Origin of the sequence: Pseudomonas sp. 43mfcvi1.1 (genome assembly GCF_900115935.1) — a bacterium.
GTDB classification, from domain to species: domain Bacteria; phylum Pseudomonadota; class Gammaproteobacteria; order Pseudomonadales; family Pseudomonadaceae; genus Aquipseudomonas; species Aquipseudomonas bijieensis.
Genome location: NZ_UETT01000002.1, coordinates 291,083 through 307,489, shown reverse-complemented (window position 1 = coordinate 307,489; position 16,407 = coordinate 291,083). Strand labels below are relative to the sequence as shown.

Annotated in this window: 17 protein-coding genes; all 17 read left to right on the top strand. The window is 65.2% G+C overall.

Annotated features, from left to right (window positions below; genetic code table 11):
• Positions 1-4: 4 nt before the first annotated feature.
• The 17 genes from DTP52_RS04785 (at position 5) to DTP52_RS04705 (ending at position 16,369) form a co-directional block, all read left to right on the top strand.
• Positions 5-259 (top strand): acyl carrier protein, encoded by a 255-nt coding sequence (locus DTP52_RS04785; RefSeq protein ID WP_030140951.1) that lies wholly within the window; start codon positions 5-7, stop codon positions 257-259.
• A complete protein-coding gene (locus DTP52_RS04780) occupies positions 256-801 on the top strand; it encodes a hypothetical protein (protein WP_109752080.1) in 546 nt (181 codons plus the stop codon). Before DTP52_RS04785 ends, DTP52_RS04780 begins: the two co-directional genes overlap by 4 nt.
• On the top strand, positions 798-2,477 hold the full coding sequence (locus DTP52_RS04775; protein ID WP_109752079.1) for an AMP-binding protein: 1,680 nt from the start codon (positions 798-800) through the stop codon (positions 2,475-2,477). Before DTP52_RS04780 ends, DTP52_RS04775 begins: the two co-directional genes overlap by 4 nt.
• Positions 2,478-2,623: 146 nt before the next feature.
• Positions 2,624-3,358 (top strand): glycosyltransferase family 2 protein, encoded by a 735-nt coding sequence (locus DTP52_RS04770; RefSeq protein ID WP_109752078.1) that lies wholly within the window; start codon positions 2,624-2,626, stop codon positions 3,356-3,358.
• Entirely contained in the window at positions 3,355-4,299 is a 945-nt protein-coding gene (locus DTP52_RS04765) for a glycosyl transferase (protein WP_109752077.1), read from the top strand. Before DTP52_RS04770 ends, DTP52_RS04765 begins: the two co-directional genes overlap by 4 nt.
• Positions 4,280-5,824 (top strand): histidine ammonia-lyase, encoded by a 1,545-nt coding sequence (hutH, locus tag DTP52_RS04760; protein ID WP_109752076.1) that lies wholly within the window; start codon positions 4,280-4,282, stop codon positions 5,822-5,824. Before DTP52_RS04765 ends, hutH begins: the two co-directional genes overlap by 20 nt.
• On the top strand, positions 5,817-6,242 hold the full coding sequence (locus DTP52_RS04755; RefSeq protein WP_109752075.1) for a thioesterase family protein: 426 nt from the start codon (positions 5,817-5,819) through the stop codon (positions 6,240-6,242). The genes hutH and DTP52_RS04755 overlap by 8 nt, the downstream gene beginning before the upstream one ends.
• Positions 6,239-6,832, top strand: coding sequence for an outer membrane lipoprotein carrier protein LolA (locus DTP52_RS04750; protein WP_109752074.1), 594 nt, complete (start codon positions 6,239-6,241; stop codon positions 6,830-6,832). The genes DTP52_RS04755 and DTP52_RS04750 overlap by 4 nt, the downstream gene beginning before the upstream one ends.
• Positions 6,816-9,155 carry an MMPL family transporter gene (locus DTP52_RS04745; protein WP_109752073.1) on the top strand — a complete coding sequence of 780 codons (2,340 nt, stop codon included), beginning with the start codon at positions 6,816-6,818 and terminating at the stop codon, positions 9,153-9,155. Before DTP52_RS04750 ends, DTP52_RS04745 begins: the two co-directional genes overlap by 17 nt.
• Positions 9,152-10,309 carry a sodium:proton antiporter gene (locus DTP52_RS04740; RefSeq protein WP_109752072.1) on the top strand — a complete coding sequence of 386 codons (1,158 nt, stop codon included), beginning with the start codon at positions 9,152-9,154 and terminating at the stop codon, positions 10,307-10,309. The genes DTP52_RS04745 and DTP52_RS04740 overlap by 4 nt, the downstream gene beginning before the upstream one ends.
• Entirely contained in the window at positions 10,296-11,543 is a 1,248-nt protein-coding gene (locus DTP52_RS04735; RefSeq protein WP_109752071.1) for an NAD(P)/FAD-dependent oxidoreductase, read from the top strand. The genes DTP52_RS04740 and DTP52_RS04735 overlap by 14 nt, the downstream gene beginning before the upstream one ends.
• 10 nt (positions 11,544-11,553) lie before the next feature.
• Positions 11,554-12,282, top strand: a complete 729-nt coding sequence (locus tag DTP52_RS04730) for a class I SAM-dependent methyltransferase (RefSeq protein ID WP_109752070.1) — start codon at positions 11,554-11,556, stop codon at positions 12,280-12,282.
• Positions 12,279-12,761 carry a DUF3261 domain-containing protein gene (locus DTP52_RS04725; protein WP_109752069.1) on the top strand — a complete coding sequence of 161 codons (483 nt, stop codon included), beginning with the start codon at positions 12,279-12,281 and terminating at the stop codon, positions 12,759-12,761. Before DTP52_RS04730 ends, DTP52_RS04725 begins: the two co-directional genes overlap by 4 nt.
• Positions 12,758-13,954 (top strand): beta-ketoacyl-[acyl-carrier-protein] synthase family protein, encoded by a 1,197-nt coding sequence (locus DTP52_RS04720; protein WP_109752068.1) that lies wholly within the window; start codon positions 12,758-12,760, stop codon positions 13,952-13,954. Before DTP52_RS04725 ends, DTP52_RS04720 begins: the two co-directional genes overlap by 4 nt.
• Positions 13,951-14,418: a hotdog family protein gene (locus tag DTP52_RS04715; protein WP_109752067.1), complete on the top strand. Its 468-nt coding sequence runs from the start codon at positions 13,951-13,953 to the stop codon at positions 14,416-14,418. Before DTP52_RS04720 ends, DTP52_RS04715 begins: the two co-directional genes overlap by 4 nt.
• Entirely contained in the window at positions 14,415-15,143 is a 729-nt protein-coding gene (gene fabG / locus DTP52_RS04710; RefSeq protein WP_109752066.1) for a 3-oxoacyl-ACP reductase FabG, read from the top strand. The genes DTP52_RS04715 and fabG overlap by 4 nt, the downstream gene beginning before the upstream one ends.
• Positions 15,143-16,369, top strand: coding sequence for a beta-ketoacyl-ACP synthase (locus tag DTP52_RS04705; protein ID WP_109752065.1), 1,227 nt, complete (start codon positions 15,143-15,145; stop codon positions 16,367-16,369). Before fabG ends, DTP52_RS04705 begins: the two co-directional genes overlap by 1 nt.
• Positions 16,370-16,407 lie beyond the last annotated feature (38 nt).

The window sequence follows — 16,407 nt, the reverse complement described above, 5'->3', positions numbered from 1 at the left end:
GACCATGCAAACTCGTGACGACATCTTCAACACCCTGCGCGATGCTCTGGTCGAGCTCTTCGAGCTGGACCCCGAGCGCGTGACGCTGGAATCGAACCTGTACCAGGACCTGGAAATCGACAGCATCGATGCGGTCGACCTGATCGACCACATCAAGCGTCAGACCGGCAAGAAAATCGCCGCCGAAGAATTCAAGTCGGTGCGCACCGTCAATGACGTGGTCGAGGCGGTCTATCGACTGGTCCAACCGGCCGCATGACCCGGCTGATTGGCCTCGGCCTGCTGCTGGCGGGCCTGCTGTACCCCTTTGCGGTGTATTTCGGCATGGAGCACTTCGCCCCGTGGCAGTTCGGGTTGCTGCTCGGCAGCCTGTGGCTGGCCCGGGCATTGCTTGGCAAGGGCGGGCCCGGCAGCCGCTGGATGGCGGCCACGGCGATCGTGTTTTGCGTACTGCTGGCGCTGTTCGACAGCCCGCTCCTGCTGCGCTGGTACCCGGTGCTGATCAGCGCGTTCATGCTCGGGCTGTTCGTCCTGAGCCTGAAATACGGCCCGCCGATGATCGAACGCCTGGCCCGCCTGCGCGAACCGCAGCTACCTGCCAAGGCGGTGGTGTATACCCGCCAGGTCACAGTGGCCTGGAGTGTGTTTTTCCTGTGTAACGGTTTGCTCGCCGCCGCCCTGACCCTCTGGGCGCCGCTGAGCTGGTGGATGTTGTACACCGGCCTGATTTCCTACGGATTGATGGGGCTGCTGTTTGCCATTGAATGGCTCATACGACAACGGGTAAGAGGCCGCCCATGAATTGGATAACACTTGAGCAGATTCTGCTCAGGACTGAACCGGAACGCGCCGTCGCGCTCGATCCGGCGCTCAGTCACACGCAACTGCGGGGCGCGGCGTTGAGCCTGGCGGCCGGCCTGCAAGCCCGTGGCGTGCGGCATGTGGCGGTGCACCTGGAAGACGCCGCCGACCTGGCCATCGCCCTGCTCGGCGCCTGGCGCGCCGGAGTCCGGGTCTTGCTTCCCGCCGACCTGCAGGTGCAGACGCGCCAGCGCTGGGCGGCGGACGTGGACCTGTGGCTGACCGACCAGCCCGGCGACACGCATCCCAACGACGTGCAACAGGCGCCGATGGACGCCGCCGAACTGGACCTCGATCACTGCTGGCTGAGCCTGTGCACCTCCGGCTCCAGCGGCGAGCCCAAGCGCATCGAGAAAACCCTGCGCCAGTTGAGTAACGAAGTCCACGCCCTGGAGCACTTGTGGGGCGCCGACCTGGGGCCGGCCTGCATGATCGGCAGCGTTGCCGCCCAGCATATCTACGGGTTGCTGTTCCGGGTGTTGTGGCCGCTGTGCGCCGGGCGCCCGTTCGTGCGTCGGCAATTGGCGTTTCCCGAGGACCTGCAACGCGCCAGCCGCGAACAACCGGCCTTCGCCTGGGTCGCCAGCCCGGCGCTGCTCAAGCGCATGGGCGATAACCTCGATTGGCCGGCCCTGAGCAGCGTGCGCCGGGTGTTCTCCTCTGGCGGCGCCTTGCCCCCCGAGGCTGCACAAAGCTTGCAGCAACGTCTGGGACAATGGCCGACGGAAATTTTCGGCAGTTCGGAAACTGGCGGTATCGCCTGGCGTCAGGGTGACGGATTGTGGCAGCCCTTTGCCGGCGTCGAGCTCAGCCAGGACAGCGACGGCGCCTTGCTGATCGCTTCGCCCTATCTGCCGGCCGGGCATGTGGAACACACCGCCGACGCGGCGCGAATCGCCACAGATGGACGCTTTGAGCTGCTCGGGAGACTGGATCGCATCGTCAAGCTCGAAGAAAAACGCATCTCCCTGCCGATGCTGGAACAAGCGCTGATGGCCCACGACTGGGTCAGCGAAGCGCGGCTGGGGGTGGTGCAGGAGAAGCGCGCCTCCCTTGGCGCACTGGTGGTGCTCAGCGAAAACGGCCTGCACGCCTTGCGCAACCTGGGCCGGCGCGCCGTTACCGAAGGCCTGCGTCGGCACCTGAGCGAACATTGCGAAACCCTTGCCCTGCCCCGGCGCTGGCGCTGGCTGCGGCAGTTGCCGCTCAACGCCCAGGGCAAGTTGCCCCAGGCCGAGGTCGAGGCGTTGCTGATGGCGCCACGTCCCAAAACCCCTGACGTGCTGGAGCAAGTCGAAACCGACGGTGAGTGGAACCTGCAACTGGTCGTGCCTGCGGACCTTGCATACTTCAGCGGCCACTTCCCCACCGCGCCAGTGTTGCCAGGCGTAGTGCAGGTCGACTGGGCCTTGAGCCTGGGCCGGCAATTGATGGACCTGCCGCCCCGGTTCGTCGGCATGGAGGTGCTGAAGTTCCAGCAACTGGTTCGCCCTGGCGATGAAGTCCAACTGCACCTGCGCTTCGACCGCGAGCGCGGCAAGCTGTACTTTGCCTACCGCAATGACACGGCGGCCTGTTCCAGTGGGCGGATTGTGTTGGGGGAAAACAATGCCTAGGCACCTGTACAAATCACTGTGGCGAGGGAGCTTGCTCCCGTTGGGCTGCGAAGCAGCCCCTGGTATTTCAAGAGCGAGTGCTTCGCACTTGAGCGGGAGCAAGCTCCCTCGCCACAAAATGCTCCTTGGCCACCGAGACATGCCGCATGCATAACCCCTGCGCCGTCATCCCGGTCTACAACCACGAAACCGCCATCTCGGCCGTGGTCCAGGCGTTGCTCGCCAACGGCCTGCCTTGTGTGCTGGTGGATGACGCCAGCAGCCCGGCGTGCGCCGCCGTGCTGGAGCGGTTGGCCGAAGACGAGCGGGTTCATCTGGTCAGGCTGGCGATCAACCAGGGCAAGGGTGGCGCGGTGATGACCGGCCTGCGGGAAGCGGCGCGCCTGGGTTTCAGCCACGCCTTGCAGGTGGACGCCGACGGACAGCACGATCTTGGCGACGTGAAGACTTTCATCGAGCAATCCCGCGCCCACCCGGACGCGGTGATCTGTGGTTATCCGCACTACGACGCCAGCGTGCCGAAAGGTCGTCTGTACGCGCGCTACCTGACTCACATCATGGTCTGGATCAACAGCCTGTCCCTGCAAATCCGCGACTCCATGTGCGGCTTTCGGGTCTATCCCCTGCCACCGACCCTGGCGCTGATCGACTCGGCCAACATCGGCAAGCGCATGGATTTCGATTCGGACATCCTCGTGCGCCTGGCCTGGCGCAATCAACCGATGCACTGGCTGCACACCCGGGTCCATTACCCCCAGGACGGGGTCTCGCACTTTCGCCTGTTCCACGACAACGTGCTGATTTCCAGCATGCACACCCGGTTGTTCTTCGGCATGCTGGTGCGCTTTCCCCTGATTCTCTGGCGACGGTGGCGGGCATGAGCCTTCAGGCAGACAAGCAACATTGGGCCGACCGCCAGGAGCGCGGCAGTTTCTGGCTGATGAAACTCACCGCAGTCGCCGCCAAGGTGCTCGGCCGGCGCTTATTGACCCCGGTGCTGTACGGCATCGTCCTGTACTTCTTCATTTTCGGCCGCAGCGCCCGCCAGGCCGCCTGGCAATACCAGCAGCGCCTGGCCGAATGGAGCGAGCGCCCCGAACTGCGCCCGACCCACCGGCGGGTGTTCGGCCAGTTCATGGCGTTTGCCGATTCCCTGTTGGACAAGCTCGATGTCTGGAACGGCAAGCTGAGCATCGACCAGATCGAAATCGTCGACCCGGCGCTACTGCGCAATCACTTGCGTGACGCCCGCGGGCAGATGCTGGTGGGCGCGCACCTGGGCAACCTGGAAATGTGCCGGGCCCTGGCCGAGCTGGGCGAGAAAGTGACCATGAACGTGCTGGTACACACCAAGCACGCCGAGCAGTTCAACCGCTTGCTCGGTGAAGCCGGCGCCACGCACCTGCGGCTGATCCAGGTCAGCGAGCTGGACCCGGTGATCATGTTGCAACTGAGTGAACGCCTGGAGCGTGGCGAGTGGCTGGCGATTGCCGGCGACCGCGTACCGCTGCACGGCGGACGCAGTGTGACCGTGGATTTCATGGGCCACCCGGCGGCATTCCCCCAGGGGCCCTGGTTGCTGGCTGGCCTGCTGAAATGCCCGGTCAACCTGCTGATGTGCCTCAAGCACGAGGGACGCTATCGCGTCACCCTGGAACCCTTCGCCGATGCCGTGGCGTGGAAACGCAACGACCGCGAGCAAGTGATCGCCCACTGGGCCGGCCGCTATGCCGAGCGCCTGGCGCAGTACTGCCTCCAGGGCCCCCAACAGTGGTTCAACTTTTACCCTTTCTGGAAGACCGATGACGATGCCCACTCTTGAGCCGGTAACCTTCGGCGAATGCCCCTTGCGCATTGAAGATGTGCTGGCCCTGGCCAACCGCCGGGCGCCGACGCAGTTGCAGGATGACCCGGCGTTCCGCCAACGGATTGCCAAGGGTGCGCAATTCCTCGATTCCCTGCTGGACAAGGAAGGCGTGATCTACGGCGTGACCACCGGTTACGGCGACTCCTGCGTGGTGGCCGTGCCGTTGCACCACGTCGAGGCCCTGCCGCGTCACCTGTACACGTTCCATGGCTGCGGCCTGGGCAAGTTGCTCGACGCCCAGGCTACCCGTGCGGTGCTGGCGGCGCGTTTGCAGTCGCTGTGCCACGGCGTGTCGGGGGTGCGGGTGGAACTGCTGGAACGCCTGCAGGCCTTCCTTGAACACGACATCCTGCCGCTGATTCCGGAAGAAGGCTCGGTGGGCGCCAGTGGCGACCTGACCCCGCTGTCCTACGTCGCCGCGACCCTGTCCGGCGAGCGGGAAGTGATGTTCCGTGGCGAGCGGCGCCTGGCTGCGGACGTGCACCATGAACTGGGCTGGACCCCGCTGGTGCTGCGGCCCAAGGAGGCCCTGGCGCTGATGAACGGCACCGCCGTGATGACCGGCCTGGCCTGCCTGGCCTTCGCCCGCGCGGACTATCTGCTGCAACTGGCGACCCGCATCACCGCGCTGAACGTTGTCGCCCTGCAAGGCAACCCGGAACACTTCGACGAGCGCCTGTTCGCCGCCAAGCCACACCCGGGGCAGATGCAAGTCGCCGCGTGGCTGCGCAAGGACCTGGCGATCGACGCGCCGACCGCGCCGCTGCATCGCCTGCAAGATCGCTACTCCCTGCGTTGTGCGCCCCACGTGCTCGGGGTATTGGCCGACAGCCTGGGCTGGCTGCGCTCCTTCATCGAAACCGAACTCAACAGCGCCAACGACAACCCGATCATCGACGCCGAAGCCGAGCGCGTACTGCACGGCGGGCATTTCTACGGCGGGCATATCGCCTTCGCCATGGACAGCCTGAAGAACCTGGTGGCCAACGTCGCCGACTTGCTGGATCGCCAGCTCGCGCTGCTGGTGGACGAGCGTTACAACCACGGCCTGCCGAGCAACCTGTCCGGCGCCAGCGCCGAGCGGGCGATGCTCAACCATGGCTTCAAGGCCGTGCAGATCGGCACCAGTGCCTGGACCGCCGAAGCCCTGAAAAACACCATGCCGGCCAGCGTGTTCTCGCGCTCCACCGAATGCCACAACCAGGACAAGGTGAGCATGGGCACCATCGCCGCCCGGGACGCGATCCGCGTGCTGGAGCTGACTGAGCAAGTGGCCGCCGCAACGCTGCTGGCCGCCAACCAGGGCGTGTGGCTACGCAGCCGCGCCGAAGACGCGCGACCGCTGCCCCCGGCCCTGGCCGCCATGCACCAGCAACTGGCCGAGGATTTCGCCCCAGTCATCGAAGACCGCGCCCTGGAAGGCGAACTGCGACTGTGCCTGCAACGCATCGCCGACCAACACTGGAGGCTGCATGCGTAACCAAGGTGTTTTGCACGTCGACACGCAGATCGTGGTGCCATTTTTCGATGTCGATTCGATGAACGTGGTCTGGCACGGCCACTACGTCAAATACCTGGAAGTGGCCCGCTGCGCCTTGCTCGACCTGATCGGCCACAACTACAACGACATGCTCGAATCCGGCCATGCGTGGCCGATCATCGACCTGCAACTGCGCTACGTGCGCAGCGCCGTGTTCGGCCAGGCGCTGACCGTGCGTGCCAGCCTGGTGGAATGGGAAAACCGACTGAAGATCAACTACCTGATCAGCGACGCCGCCACAGGCGAACGCTTGACCCGCGCCAGTTCGGTACAAGTGGCCGTGGACCTCGCCAGTCGCGAAATGCTGTTGGCCTCGCCTCGGGTTTTTGTCCAAGCCGTTGAAAGGAAACTGCCATGAAGCGCCTGTCAGTCTGGCTGTTGCTGTGCTGCCTGGCGCCCCTGGCCCAGGCGTTCGACTTGCAACAGCTGAGCGACCAACTGGCCCGCCCGGAAGTGATCCACGGGCAGTTCATCCAGGAAAAACACCTGCGCGCCCTGCCCCAGCCACTCACCAGCAAGGGACGCTTCGTGCTGGCGAAAAAACACGGCCTGCTGTGGCTGCTGCAAACCCCGCTGCAACAGGACTACCGCATCACCCCCCAGGGCATCGCCCGGCGGGACGGCAACGCCTGGCAGATGTTGCCGAACAAGAGCGCCGGGGCCGAGCAGAACCGCTTGTTCCTGGCGGTATTGCAGGGCGACAGCAGTGGCTTGCTGCGGGACTTCGAACTGAGCCTGTCGGGCGAGCCACAACAGTGGAAACTCACCCTGACCCCACGCTCGGTGCTGCTCAAGCAGGTCTTCAACCAGATCAACATCGACGGCGGCGAACTGGTGCAGCGCATCGAACTGCTGGAAACCCAGGGCGACAGCACCGTGCTGCGCATGCAGGACAGCATCAGCACGCAACCCTTGAGCGAAGCGGAGCAACATGATTTTGCCGAGTGAACGGATGCTGCCCCGGCTGTTCCTGGTCCTGCTGCTGGCAGTGCTGGCGCTCGCCGGTTGGCAATGGCGCAATGGCGCACCGCTGTCGGCCAATCTCATGGAGCTGGTGCCGGGCACGGCGCCCGATGCCCTGGAGCTGATCGCCGAGCAACGCATGCAGGAGCCGCTCAATCGTGAAGTGCTGGTGTTGGTCGGCCACACCGACCGCCAGCAAGCCATCGCCCTGGCACAGACCCTGGGTGAGCAATGGCAGGCCAGCGGCCTGTTCGACAAGGTCCAGTGGACGTTGCAGGCCGACTTGCCGGCGCTGCGCACGCAATTGCTCAACGGGCGGTTGGCGATGCTCTCGGCGGCGGACCGCCAGCAATTGATCGAGCAGCCCCAAGCGTTTATCCAACAACGGGTGCAGGCCCTGTTCGACCCATTCAGCGGCTTCAGCCTGGTGCCGAACCAGGACGACTGGCTGGGCCTGACCGGGCGCATCCAGAATAGCCAGCCACAACGCGGCGCGATCAAATTCGATATTGGCAACGGTGCGTTGGTCGCCGATGCCGACGGTAAGAGCTGGGTGATGCTGCGGGCTCGCGCCCAGGGCAACGCCTTCGACATGAACCTGCCGTTGCAAGTGGCCGAACTGCTGCGGCGCAGCCGCGACCAGGCGGGCCAGGCCCAAGGGCAACTGCTGGCGGCCAGCGGCCTGCTGTACGCCGCCAGCGGCCAGCAACAGGCCTCGCGGGAAATCACCTGGGTCGGCGGCGGCGCGACGGTCGGCATCTTGCTGCTGTTGTTACTGGCCTTCCGGCGTTTGCGCGTGTGGCTGGCGTTCGTGCCAGTGCTGGTGGGCATGCTGTTCGGCGCGGTGGCGTGCGTGGCCTTGTTCGGGCGCATGCATGTGATGACCCTGGTCCTGGGTTCCAGCCTGATCGGCGTCGCGGTGGACTACCCGCTGCACTACCTGTCCAAGAGCTGGAGCCTCAAGCCCTGGCGCAGCTGGCCGGCCTTGCGCCTGACTCTGCCGGGGCTGAGCCTGAGCCTAGCGACCACCTGCATCGGCTACCTGGCCCTGGCCTGGACGCCGTTCCCGGCCCTGACCCAGATCGCGATATTTTCCGCCGCCGGGCTGGTAGGCGCCTACTTGACCGCCGTCTGCCTGCTGCCAGCGTTGCTCAAGGGTGCCGATTTGCGTCCGGCCCAGTGGCCGCTGCGGCTGTGCGAATGCCTGCTCCAGACCCGCCAGGCGCTGTTGGCGCGGGTGCCCACGCCAGTGCTGCTGGTGTTGCTGCTGAGTTTTTGCGCAGGCGGCCTCTGGCACCTGACCACCAAAAACGACATTCGCCAGTGGATCGGCACGCCCCAGCACCTTACCGACGAAGCCCGCGACATCGCGCGCATCACCGGCTTCCAGCCCACCAGCCAGTTCTTCCTGATCCGCGCCGGCGACCAGGCACAACTGCTGGAGCGCCAGACCGCCCTCAACGAGCGGCTGGATCAGTTGATCGGCCTGGAGAAACTCCAGGGCTACCTGTCGCTTAACCAACTGGTCAGCCCACCCGCCGAACAGCAGAAAGTGCGTGAGGCCCTGGCCCGCCTGCCAGCCTTCTGGCAACCGCTGTTGGACCTGGGCGTGCCGGTCGCTGCGCTGCAAACGGAGCTGGCGCAACTGCAAGCCTTGCCGGTGGAAGACATCGATGCAGCGTTGACCGGCCCCTTGGCCGAGCCCTATCGCACACTCTGGCTCGGCCCGACAGAACAAGGCGTGGCCGCCATGATCAGCCTGCAAGGCTTGAACGATGCCGCGCTGCTGCGGGTGCAGGCGGTGGATTTGCCAGGCGTGCAACTGGTGGATCGCCTGGGCGACCTGAACCGGGTCTTCGCCGCCACGCAGGTCAGCGCCGCCGAGTTGAAACTGGCCTCCTGTGTGCTGATTGTGCTGGTGCTGATCTGGCCGTTTGGCGTCGGCGGCGCCTTGCGCATCGTGGCACTGCCGCTGCTGGCTGCGCTGTGCAGCCTGGCGAGCCTCGGCTGGCTGGGGCAGCCACTGACCTTGTTCAGCCTGTTCGGCCTGTTGCTGGTGACGGCCATCGGCGTCGACTACGCGATCCTGATGCGCGAGCAGATCGGCGGTGCCGCCGTGAGCCTGCTGGGCACGTTCCTGGCGGCGGTCACCACCTGGCTGTCGTTCGGCCTGCTGGCGCTGTCCAGCACCCCGGCGGTGAGTAACTTCGGCCTGGCAGTGAGCCTGGGGCTGGCCTTCAGCTTCATGCTGGCGCCGTGGGCCGGGCATCAGGCCCACGCGGCTGCCGTCGCGGAGCCCGCCCCATGATGACCCTGCTGTTCTGGCTCATGGCCCTGGGCTTGTTCGCTGTCGCAACCCGCATAGGCTGTCGCTTCGGGTTGATCCCGATTGTCAGCCAGTTGTTGCTGGCGACCTTCGGCCTGCCCCTGCTGATGTATTTCTGGATCGAGCCGGGCTGGCAGCTCAGCGGCGCGCAACTGGTGTCGCCGGTGTGGCTGAAGAACCTCTACAGCCTCGCGTTCGCGCTGTTGCTGGGGCACATTCTCAGCGACGTGATCGACCTGCGCCTGGATCGCCAGAGCGTGAAGATCGCCCTGCCCAGCTTCGTCGTTCCGTTTGCCTGCGGCCTGGCGACAGCGTTCTGGCTGCTGCCGCCCCAACCCTGGATCAGTTCCCTGGCGGTGGGGCTGCTGTTTGCGATCACCGCGATCCCGGTGCTGTACCTATACCTGCGTCACATCGACTATCCGCCCGCCGCCACGCGGCGATTGGTGCAAACGGCGATCCTGATCGACCTGGCCTGCTGGAGCCTGTTCGGCCTGGCCCAGGGCAGCCTCCACTTGAGCAGCCTGTTGCTGCCGCTGGCCTGCGCCGGCGTGCCGCTGCTGTTGCGCCTGCTCGGCCTGCGCCAGCCGTTGCTGTACAGCGGCGTGTTCTTTGCGCTGTTGGTGGTGGCCGAGCACTACCGGCTCAATGCACTGATCGTCGGCATCGGCTATCTGCTGTGCATGGCCGCGCTCAAAGTGCCCTTGCGGCTGCCGCTCGATGCCGCCTGGATGCAGGGTTTGCAGACGTACCTGGCGATCCCGCTGATCCTCACGTTCGGCATTGTGCAGATCAACGTCCACAGCGCCATGAACAGCCTCGACTGGGTGCAATTGACGGCGTTGCTGCTGTTGCCCATCGCCAGCAAACTGCTGGGCAACTGGCTGGGGCTGGGATGGGCCGCCGCTCCCTTCGCCGGCGCCAGTCGTTGGCGCGAAAGTGTCTTGCTGAATATTCGCGGCTTGAGTGAAATCGTCTTCCTCAATCTGCTCTTGCAACAACAGCTCATCAGCCCCGCGCTGTACTTCATGCTGATGCTGATGGGACTGATCGCGACATTGCTGCCGGCCTTGGCCGGTTTCCACCGTATTCCCTCGATTGCCGTCCCGGCCAGGAGCTCCAGTGCCAACAGTTGAAATGGAACGTCGGCAGGTCGTCGTCATCGGCGCAGGCCCTTCCGGCGCTATCGCGGCGGCGCTGCTCAAGCGCAAGGGCCACGATGTGCTGGTCATCGAGCGCCAGCATTTCCCCCGGTTCTCCATCGGCGAGAGCCTGTTGTCCCATTGCCTGGATTTCGTCGAAGAAGCCGGCATGCTCGACGCGGTGAATGCCGCTGGATTCCAGCGCAAGAACGGCGCCGCGTTCGCCTGGGGCGAGCGCTACAGCGCCTTCGATTTCGGCGACACCTTCAGCAACGGCAAGCCCACGACCTTCCAGGTGCAACGCGCCGACTTCGACAAATTGCTGGCCGACCAGGCTGCGCTGCAAGGCGTGGAGATCCGCTACGGCCAAGCCATTGCCAGCGCCGATTTCACTCTCGCCAAGCCGCAACTGGGCGTGCAGCGCGAAGACGGCAGCGAGTACCGGGTCGAAGCCGACTTCGTGCTCGATGCCAGCGGCTATGGCCGAGTCCTGCCGCGCCTGCTGGACCTTGAGGCACCGTCGAACTTCCCGGTGCGCCAGGCCGTGTTCACCCATATTGAAGATCGCATCGACGCGGCGACTTTCGACCGCGAAAAAATCCTCATCACAACCCATCCGAGCAAGCGCGACGTGTGGTTCTGGACCATTCCGTTCAGCGGCGGGCGTTGCTCGGTGGGCGTGGTCGCCGCCGCGGAACATTTCGCTGGCCGCACCGACGACCTCGATGCCTGCCTGCGCGGCTTCATCGACGAAACCCCAAGCCTGGCCGGCGTGCTGCGCAACGCCGTGTGGGACACCCCGGCGCGGACCATCGGCGGCTACTCGGCCAACGTCAAGACCCTGCATGGTCCTGGTTTCGCCCTGCTGGGCAACGCCGCGGAATTCCTCGACCCGGTATTCTCCTCCGGCGTGACCATCGCCATGCGTTCGGCGAGCATGGCCGCCGACGTACTCCACCGTCAGTTGCAAGGCCAAAGCGTGGACTGGCAAAGCGAGTTCGCCGACCCCCTCAAGCGCGGCGTCGACACCTTCCGCTGCTATGTCGAGGGCTGGTACGCCGGCACCTTCCAGGACGTGATTTTCTATACCGAAGGTTCGGACGACATCCGTCGCATGATCAGCTCGATCCTGGCCGGCTACGCCTGGGATCAGCGCAACCCGTTCGTCAGCGAACCCAAGCGGCGCCTGCGCATGCTTTCGGAAATCTGTGCGAGCCCGGCACCATGAGTCAGCAACCATGAGCTACCTGAGCGACAACTACGTCGAAGAAACCCGCTTCGGCTTCTGGTTCCTGCGCAGCCACACCTGGCAGCACCATGTGTTGCGCGTAGCGATCAACGACCTGCGCAGCCTGTTCAGCACCCCGCTGCCGGCCAACCCGGTGCTGCTGGATGCCGGCTGCGGCCAGGGCAAATCATTCCAGTACCTGCGTCAGGTGTTTGCGCCGCAACGCCTGATCGGCGTGGATGCCGACCCCCAAAGTCTGGATCTGAGCCGTGAGGAAGCCGCGCGCCAGGGCATCACCGTGGAGCTGATCGGCAGCGACTGCGCGACATTGACGGTGCCCGATGCCAGCGTCGACCTGCTGTTCTGCCACCAGACCTTCCATCACCTGGTGGAGCAGGAAAAGGCCCTCGCCGAGTTCTATCGCGTACTCAAGCCCGGCGGCTACTTGATGTTCGCCGAATCCACCGAAGCCTACATCGACACCTGGGTGATTCGCTGGCTGTTCCGCCATCCCATGCACGTGCAGAAAAGCGCCGCGCAATACCTGGAGATGATCCGCGAGCAGGGTTTCCAGTTCGAGGCCCGCAACGTGTCCTACCCGTACCTGTGGTGGAGCCGTGCCAAGGATTTCGGCCTGCTGGAACGCTTTGGCCTGCGTCGTCCCAAGCCATTTGGCGAGCGGGAGGAAACCCTGGTCAACGTGGTGGCTCGCAAACCTCTCGAAGGGGCTGCCGGATGATCCGTGGCCTGCTGATCGCCTGTGTGTTGCTGCTCAGTGCCTGCGCCAGCCACGCGCCGCTGCCCGCGCGCATGCCGACCCTGGCGTTGCCGATGCAACTGCACATCGAGCGGACAATGGCCGGCCAACGCCAGGACTGGTTGCTGGTGATCCAGCGCGAAGACGCCAGCATCCGTTGGTCGATGATGGACCCGCTGGGCATTCCAGCGGCCCGTCAGCGCCTGGTCGCTGGCCAGTGGCAGGCCGACGGTCTGCTGCCGCCCAACGCCGAGGCCCGGGAGTTGTTCGCCGCGCTGCTGTTCGCCCTGACCCCCGAAGCCGAACTGCCCGACAACTACCCGGCCGCCCGGCAACAGGCGTCGCAACGGAGCCTCGATAGTCGCTGGCTGGTGCGCTACAAGCAGCCGCTGGATTTTGAACTGAGCCTGCCCCAAGGCCCCCGCTACCGCATCACACCGTTGACCGAGAACGCCCCATGACCGCCTATTTGAATGCCCTCGGGGTGATCTGCGCCCTGGGCCGCGACAGACATAGCGTCGCGCGCAACCTGTTTGCCGGCGACTGCTCAGGCGTGCGCATCGAGGATGGCTGGGTGGCCGAACGCGCCTTGCCGGTCGCCTCGGTGCCGGGGGAACTCGCGCCCATCCCCCCTGCCCTTGCGGCGCAACGCAGCCGCAACAACCAACTGCTGCTGGAAGCCGGGTTGCAGATTCGCGCAGAGATCGACCAGGCCATCCAGGCCTACGGTCATGCCCGTATCGGCATCGTCCTGGGCACCAGCACGTCGGGCATCGATGAGGCCAGCCAGGGCATCGCCCACTACCTGCGCGAACAACGCTTCCCCGATGGCTACGACTATCAGCAACAGGAACTCAGCGCGCCGGCCAATTTTCTTTCCGACTGGCTCGGCCTGAGCGGTCCGTCCTACGTGATCTCCACGGCCTGCACCTCCAGCGCCCGCGCCTTGATGAGTGCCCGACGCCTGCTGGACCTGGGCCTGTGCGATGCCGTGCTGTGCGGTGGCGTGGACAGCCTGTGCAAACTGACCCTCAACGGTTTTTCCGCACTGGAAGCGGTATCGAGCGAACGCTGCAATCCGTTTTCGGTGAACCGCAGCGGCATCAACATCGGCGAAGCGGCGGTGCTGTTCCTGATGAGCAAGACCCCGGGAGACGGCCCCAGGATCGCCCTGCTGGGCGACGGCGCCAGCTCCGATGCCCATCATATTTCCGCCCCCGAGCCCAGCGGTCGCGGCGCCCGCCAGGCCATGGAAAAAGCCCTGCATTGCGCGGGCCTCGAAGCCAGCCAGATCGACTACCTGAACCTGCACGGCACCGCCACGCAGCACAACGACGCCATGGAGAGCCAGGCCGTGGCCGGGCTGTTCCCGGCGGGTGTGCCCTGCTCGTCCACCAAGCCCATGACCGGCCATACCCTCGGCGCGGCCGGGGCGCTGGAAGCGGCGTTCTGCTGGCTGGCCCTGAGCCCCCAAAACAGCGCCCAGGCCCTGCCACCGCATGTCTGGGACGGCCAGGCCGATCCTGCGTTGCCGGCGCTGGACTGGGTCACCGCCAGCACCCGCCTGAACCCGGCCATCCCGCGCCGCCTGATGAGCAATTCATTTGCCTTCGGCGGCAACAACGTCAGCCTGATTATCGGAGACGCCCCATGATTGACTGGCCGCTCGCCGAACTGCTGCCCCACGCAGGGGACATGATCCTCATCGACCGGATCCTGTCGTTCGATGACGAACAGATCCATACCCACACCACCGTCAAGCCTGGTGGTTTGTTCAACCGCGAAGACGGCGCGCTGCCGGCCTGGGTCGGCATCGAGCTGATGGCCCAGAGCGTCGCGGCGTTTGCCGGTTGCCATGCGCGCCGGCGCGGCGATGCCGTGGAGCTGGGCTTTTTGCTCGGCACCCGCAAGTTCGAATGCAACGTCGACTGTTTTCCCGTCGGTGCCGAGCTGAGCATCCACGGCGTGCGCTCCCTGGAAGACGACAACGGCATGGGCGTGTTCGAATGCCACATCCACGCCCCCGGCATCCATGCCACGGCCCGGCTCAACGTTTTCCGTCCGCCCAAGGCCGCCCATTACCTTCATGAACCGTCCGCAACAGGAAACCCGTCATGACTGAATCCGTACTGGTCACCGGCTCCAGCCGTGGCATCGGCCGCGCCATCGCCCTGCGCCTGGCCGAGGCCGGGCACGACATCGTGCTGCATTGCCGCAGCGGCCGCGCCGAGGCCGAAGCGGTCCAGGCAGAAATCCAGGCCCTGGGCCGCCAGGCGCGAGTACTGCAATTCGATGTGTCCGACCGCGCTGCCTGCAAAGCGACTCTCGAAGCCGACGTCGAAACCCACGGCGCCTATTACGGCGTGGTGCTCAATGCCGGCCTGACCCGCGATGGCGCCTTCCCGGCCCTGAGCGAAGACGACTGGGATGTGGTGATGCGCACCAATCTCGACGGTTTCTACAACGTGCTGCACCCGGTGATGATGCCGATGATCCGGCGTCGCGCCGCCGGGCGGATCGTCTGCATCACCTCGGTCTCCGGGCTGATCGGTAATCGCGGGCAGGTCAACTACAGTGCTTCGAAGGCCGGTTTGATCGGTGCGGCGAAGGCGTTGGCAATCGAGCTGGGCAAGCGCAAGATCACCGTCAATTGCGTCGCGCCCGGCCTGATCGACACCGCCATGCTCGATGAAAACGTACCCGTGGAAGAACTGATGAAAATGATCCCCGCCCAGCGCATGGGCACTGCGCAAGAAGTGGCGGGTGCGGTGAATTTCCTGATGTCCGCCGAAGCCGGCTACATCACCCGGCAAGTCCTGGCCGTCAACGGAGGCTTGTGCTGATGAAGCGCGTTGTCGTCACCGGCATGGCCGGTATCACCTCCATAGGCAGCGACTGGGAAACCATCGCCGCCAACTTCGCCGCCAATCGCAGCGGCATCCGGCGCATGGATGAGTGGGACCGCTTCAGCGAACTGAACACGCGGCTGGCCGGCCCCATCGACGACTTCCAGGTCCCGGCCCACTGGACCCGCAAGCAATTGCGCAGCATGGGCCGCGTATCGCGCCTGGCGGTCGCCGCGGCGGAACAGGCCCTGGCCGACGCAGGCCTGTTGGGCGATGAGTCGATCAAGGACGGGCGCATGGGCGTGTCCTGTGGCTCGTCCACCGGCAGCACCGACGAAATCAAGGCGTTCGGCAACATGCTGCTCAACAGCGTGGCCGAAGGGCTGAACGCCAACTCCTACGTGCGGATGATGCCCCACACCACGGCAGCCAACATCAGCATCTTCTTTGGGCTGACCGGGCGCCTGATCCCCACCTCCAGCGCCTGCACCAGCGGCAGCCATGGCATCGGCTATGCCTACGAGGCAATCAAGTTCGGTCGCCTGCCGCTGATGCTGGCCGGTGGTGCCGAAGAGCTGTGCCCGACCGAAGCGATGGTCTTCGATGCGCTGTACGCCACCAGCCTGAAAAACGATGCGCCGCAAACCAGCCCACGTCCCTACGACAAGGGCCGCGATGGCCTGGTGATCGGCGAAGGCGCCGGCATACTGGTACTCGAAGAACTGGAACACGCCCTGGCCCGTGGCGCAAAAATCCATGCCGAGATCGTCGGCTTTGGCAGCAACGCCGACGGCCAGCACGCCACCCGACCCGAACTGAGCACCATGCGCCGGGCCATGGAGCTGGCCCTGGAAGACGCCGGCCTCGAACCCTCGGCCATCGGCTACGTCAACGGCCACGGCACCGCGACTGAGCAGGGCGACATCGCCGAGACCCTGGCCACCAGCAGCCTGTTTGGCGAACACATGCCCATCAGCTCGCAAAAGAGCTTCCTCGGCCACACCCTGGGTGCCTGCGGGGCGCTGGAGTCCTGGTTCAGCATCGAAATGATGAATCGCGACCTGTACGTGCACACCTTCAACCTCGATGAGGTCGATCCCCAGTGCGGCAAGCTCGATTACCTGCGCAACGAATTCCGGCCGATGAGCCACGAATACGTGATGAACAACAACTTCGCCTTTGGTGGGGTCAACACCTCGCTGATCTTCCGCCGCTGGCGCTGAATCGGATTCAAAACCCTGTTACCCCTCGTCAAGGAGAC

Excerpts from the sequence above, each read along its gene's own strand:
- DTP52_RS04705 (WP_109752065.1), top strand. The coding sequence starts at position 15,143 with ATGAAGCGCGTTGTCGTCACCGGCATGGCCGGTATCACCTCCATAGGC.
- DTP52_RS04755 (WP_109752075.1), top strand. The coding sequence starts at position 5,817 with ATGCGTAACCAAGGTGTTTTGCACGTCGACACGCAGATCGTGGTGCCA.
- DTP52_RS04745 (WP_109752073.1), top strand. The coding sequence starts at position 6,816 with ATGATTTTGCCGAGTGAACGGATGCTGCCCCGGCTGTTCCTGGTCCTG.
- DTP52_RS04725 (WP_109752069.1), top strand. The coding sequence starts at position 12,279 with ATGATCCGTGGCCTGCTGATCGCCTGTGTGTTGCTGCTCAGTGCCTGC.
- DTP52_RS04770 (WP_109752078.1), top strand. The coding sequence starts at position 2,624 with ATGCATAACCCCTGCGCCGTCATCCCGGTCTACAACCACGAAACCGCC.
- DTP52_RS04775 (WP_109752079.1), top strand. The coding sequence starts at position 798 with ATGAATTGGATAACACTTGAGCAGATTCTGCTCAGGACTGAACCGGAA.
- DTP52_RS04730 (WP_109752070.1), top strand. The coding sequence starts at position 11,554 with ATGAGCTACCTGAGCGACAACTACGTCGAAGAAACCCGCTTCGGCTTC.
- DTP52_RS04765 (WP_109752077.1), top strand. The coding sequence starts at position 3,355 with ATGAGCCTTCAGGCAGACAAGCAACATTGGGCCGACCGCCAGGAGCGC.
- DTP52_RS04750 (WP_109752074.1), top strand. The coding sequence starts at position 6,239 with ATGAAGCGCCTGTCAGTCTGGCTGTTGCTGTGCTGCCTGGCGCCCCTG.
- DTP52_RS04715 (WP_109752067.1), top strand. The coding sequence starts at position 13,951 with ATGATTGACTGGCCGCTCGCCGAACTGCTGCCCCACGCAGGGGACATG.
- DTP52_RS04720 (WP_109752068.1), top strand. The coding sequence starts at position 12,758 with ATGACCGCCTATTTGAATGCCCTCGGGGTGATCTGCGCCCTGGGCCGC.
- DTP52_RS04780 (WP_109752080.1), top strand. The coding sequence starts at position 256 with ATGACCCGGCTGATTGGCCTCGGCCTGCTGCTGGCGGGCCTGCTGTAC.
- DTP52_RS04740 (WP_109752072.1), top strand. The coding sequence starts at position 9,152 with ATGATGACCCTGCTGTTCTGGCTCATGGCCCTGGGCTTGTTCGCTGTC.
- DTP52_RS04785 (WP_030140951.1), top strand. The coding sequence starts at position 5 with ATGCAAACTCGTGACGACATCTTCAACACCCTGCGCGATGCTCTGGTC.
- hutH (WP_109752076.1), top strand. The coding sequence starts at position 4,280 with ATGACGATGCCCACTCTTGAGCCGGTAACCTTCGGCGAATGCCCCTTG.
- fabG (WP_109752066.1), top strand. The coding sequence starts at position 14,415 with ATGACTGAATCCGTACTGGTCACCGGCTCCAGCCGTGGCATCGGCCGC.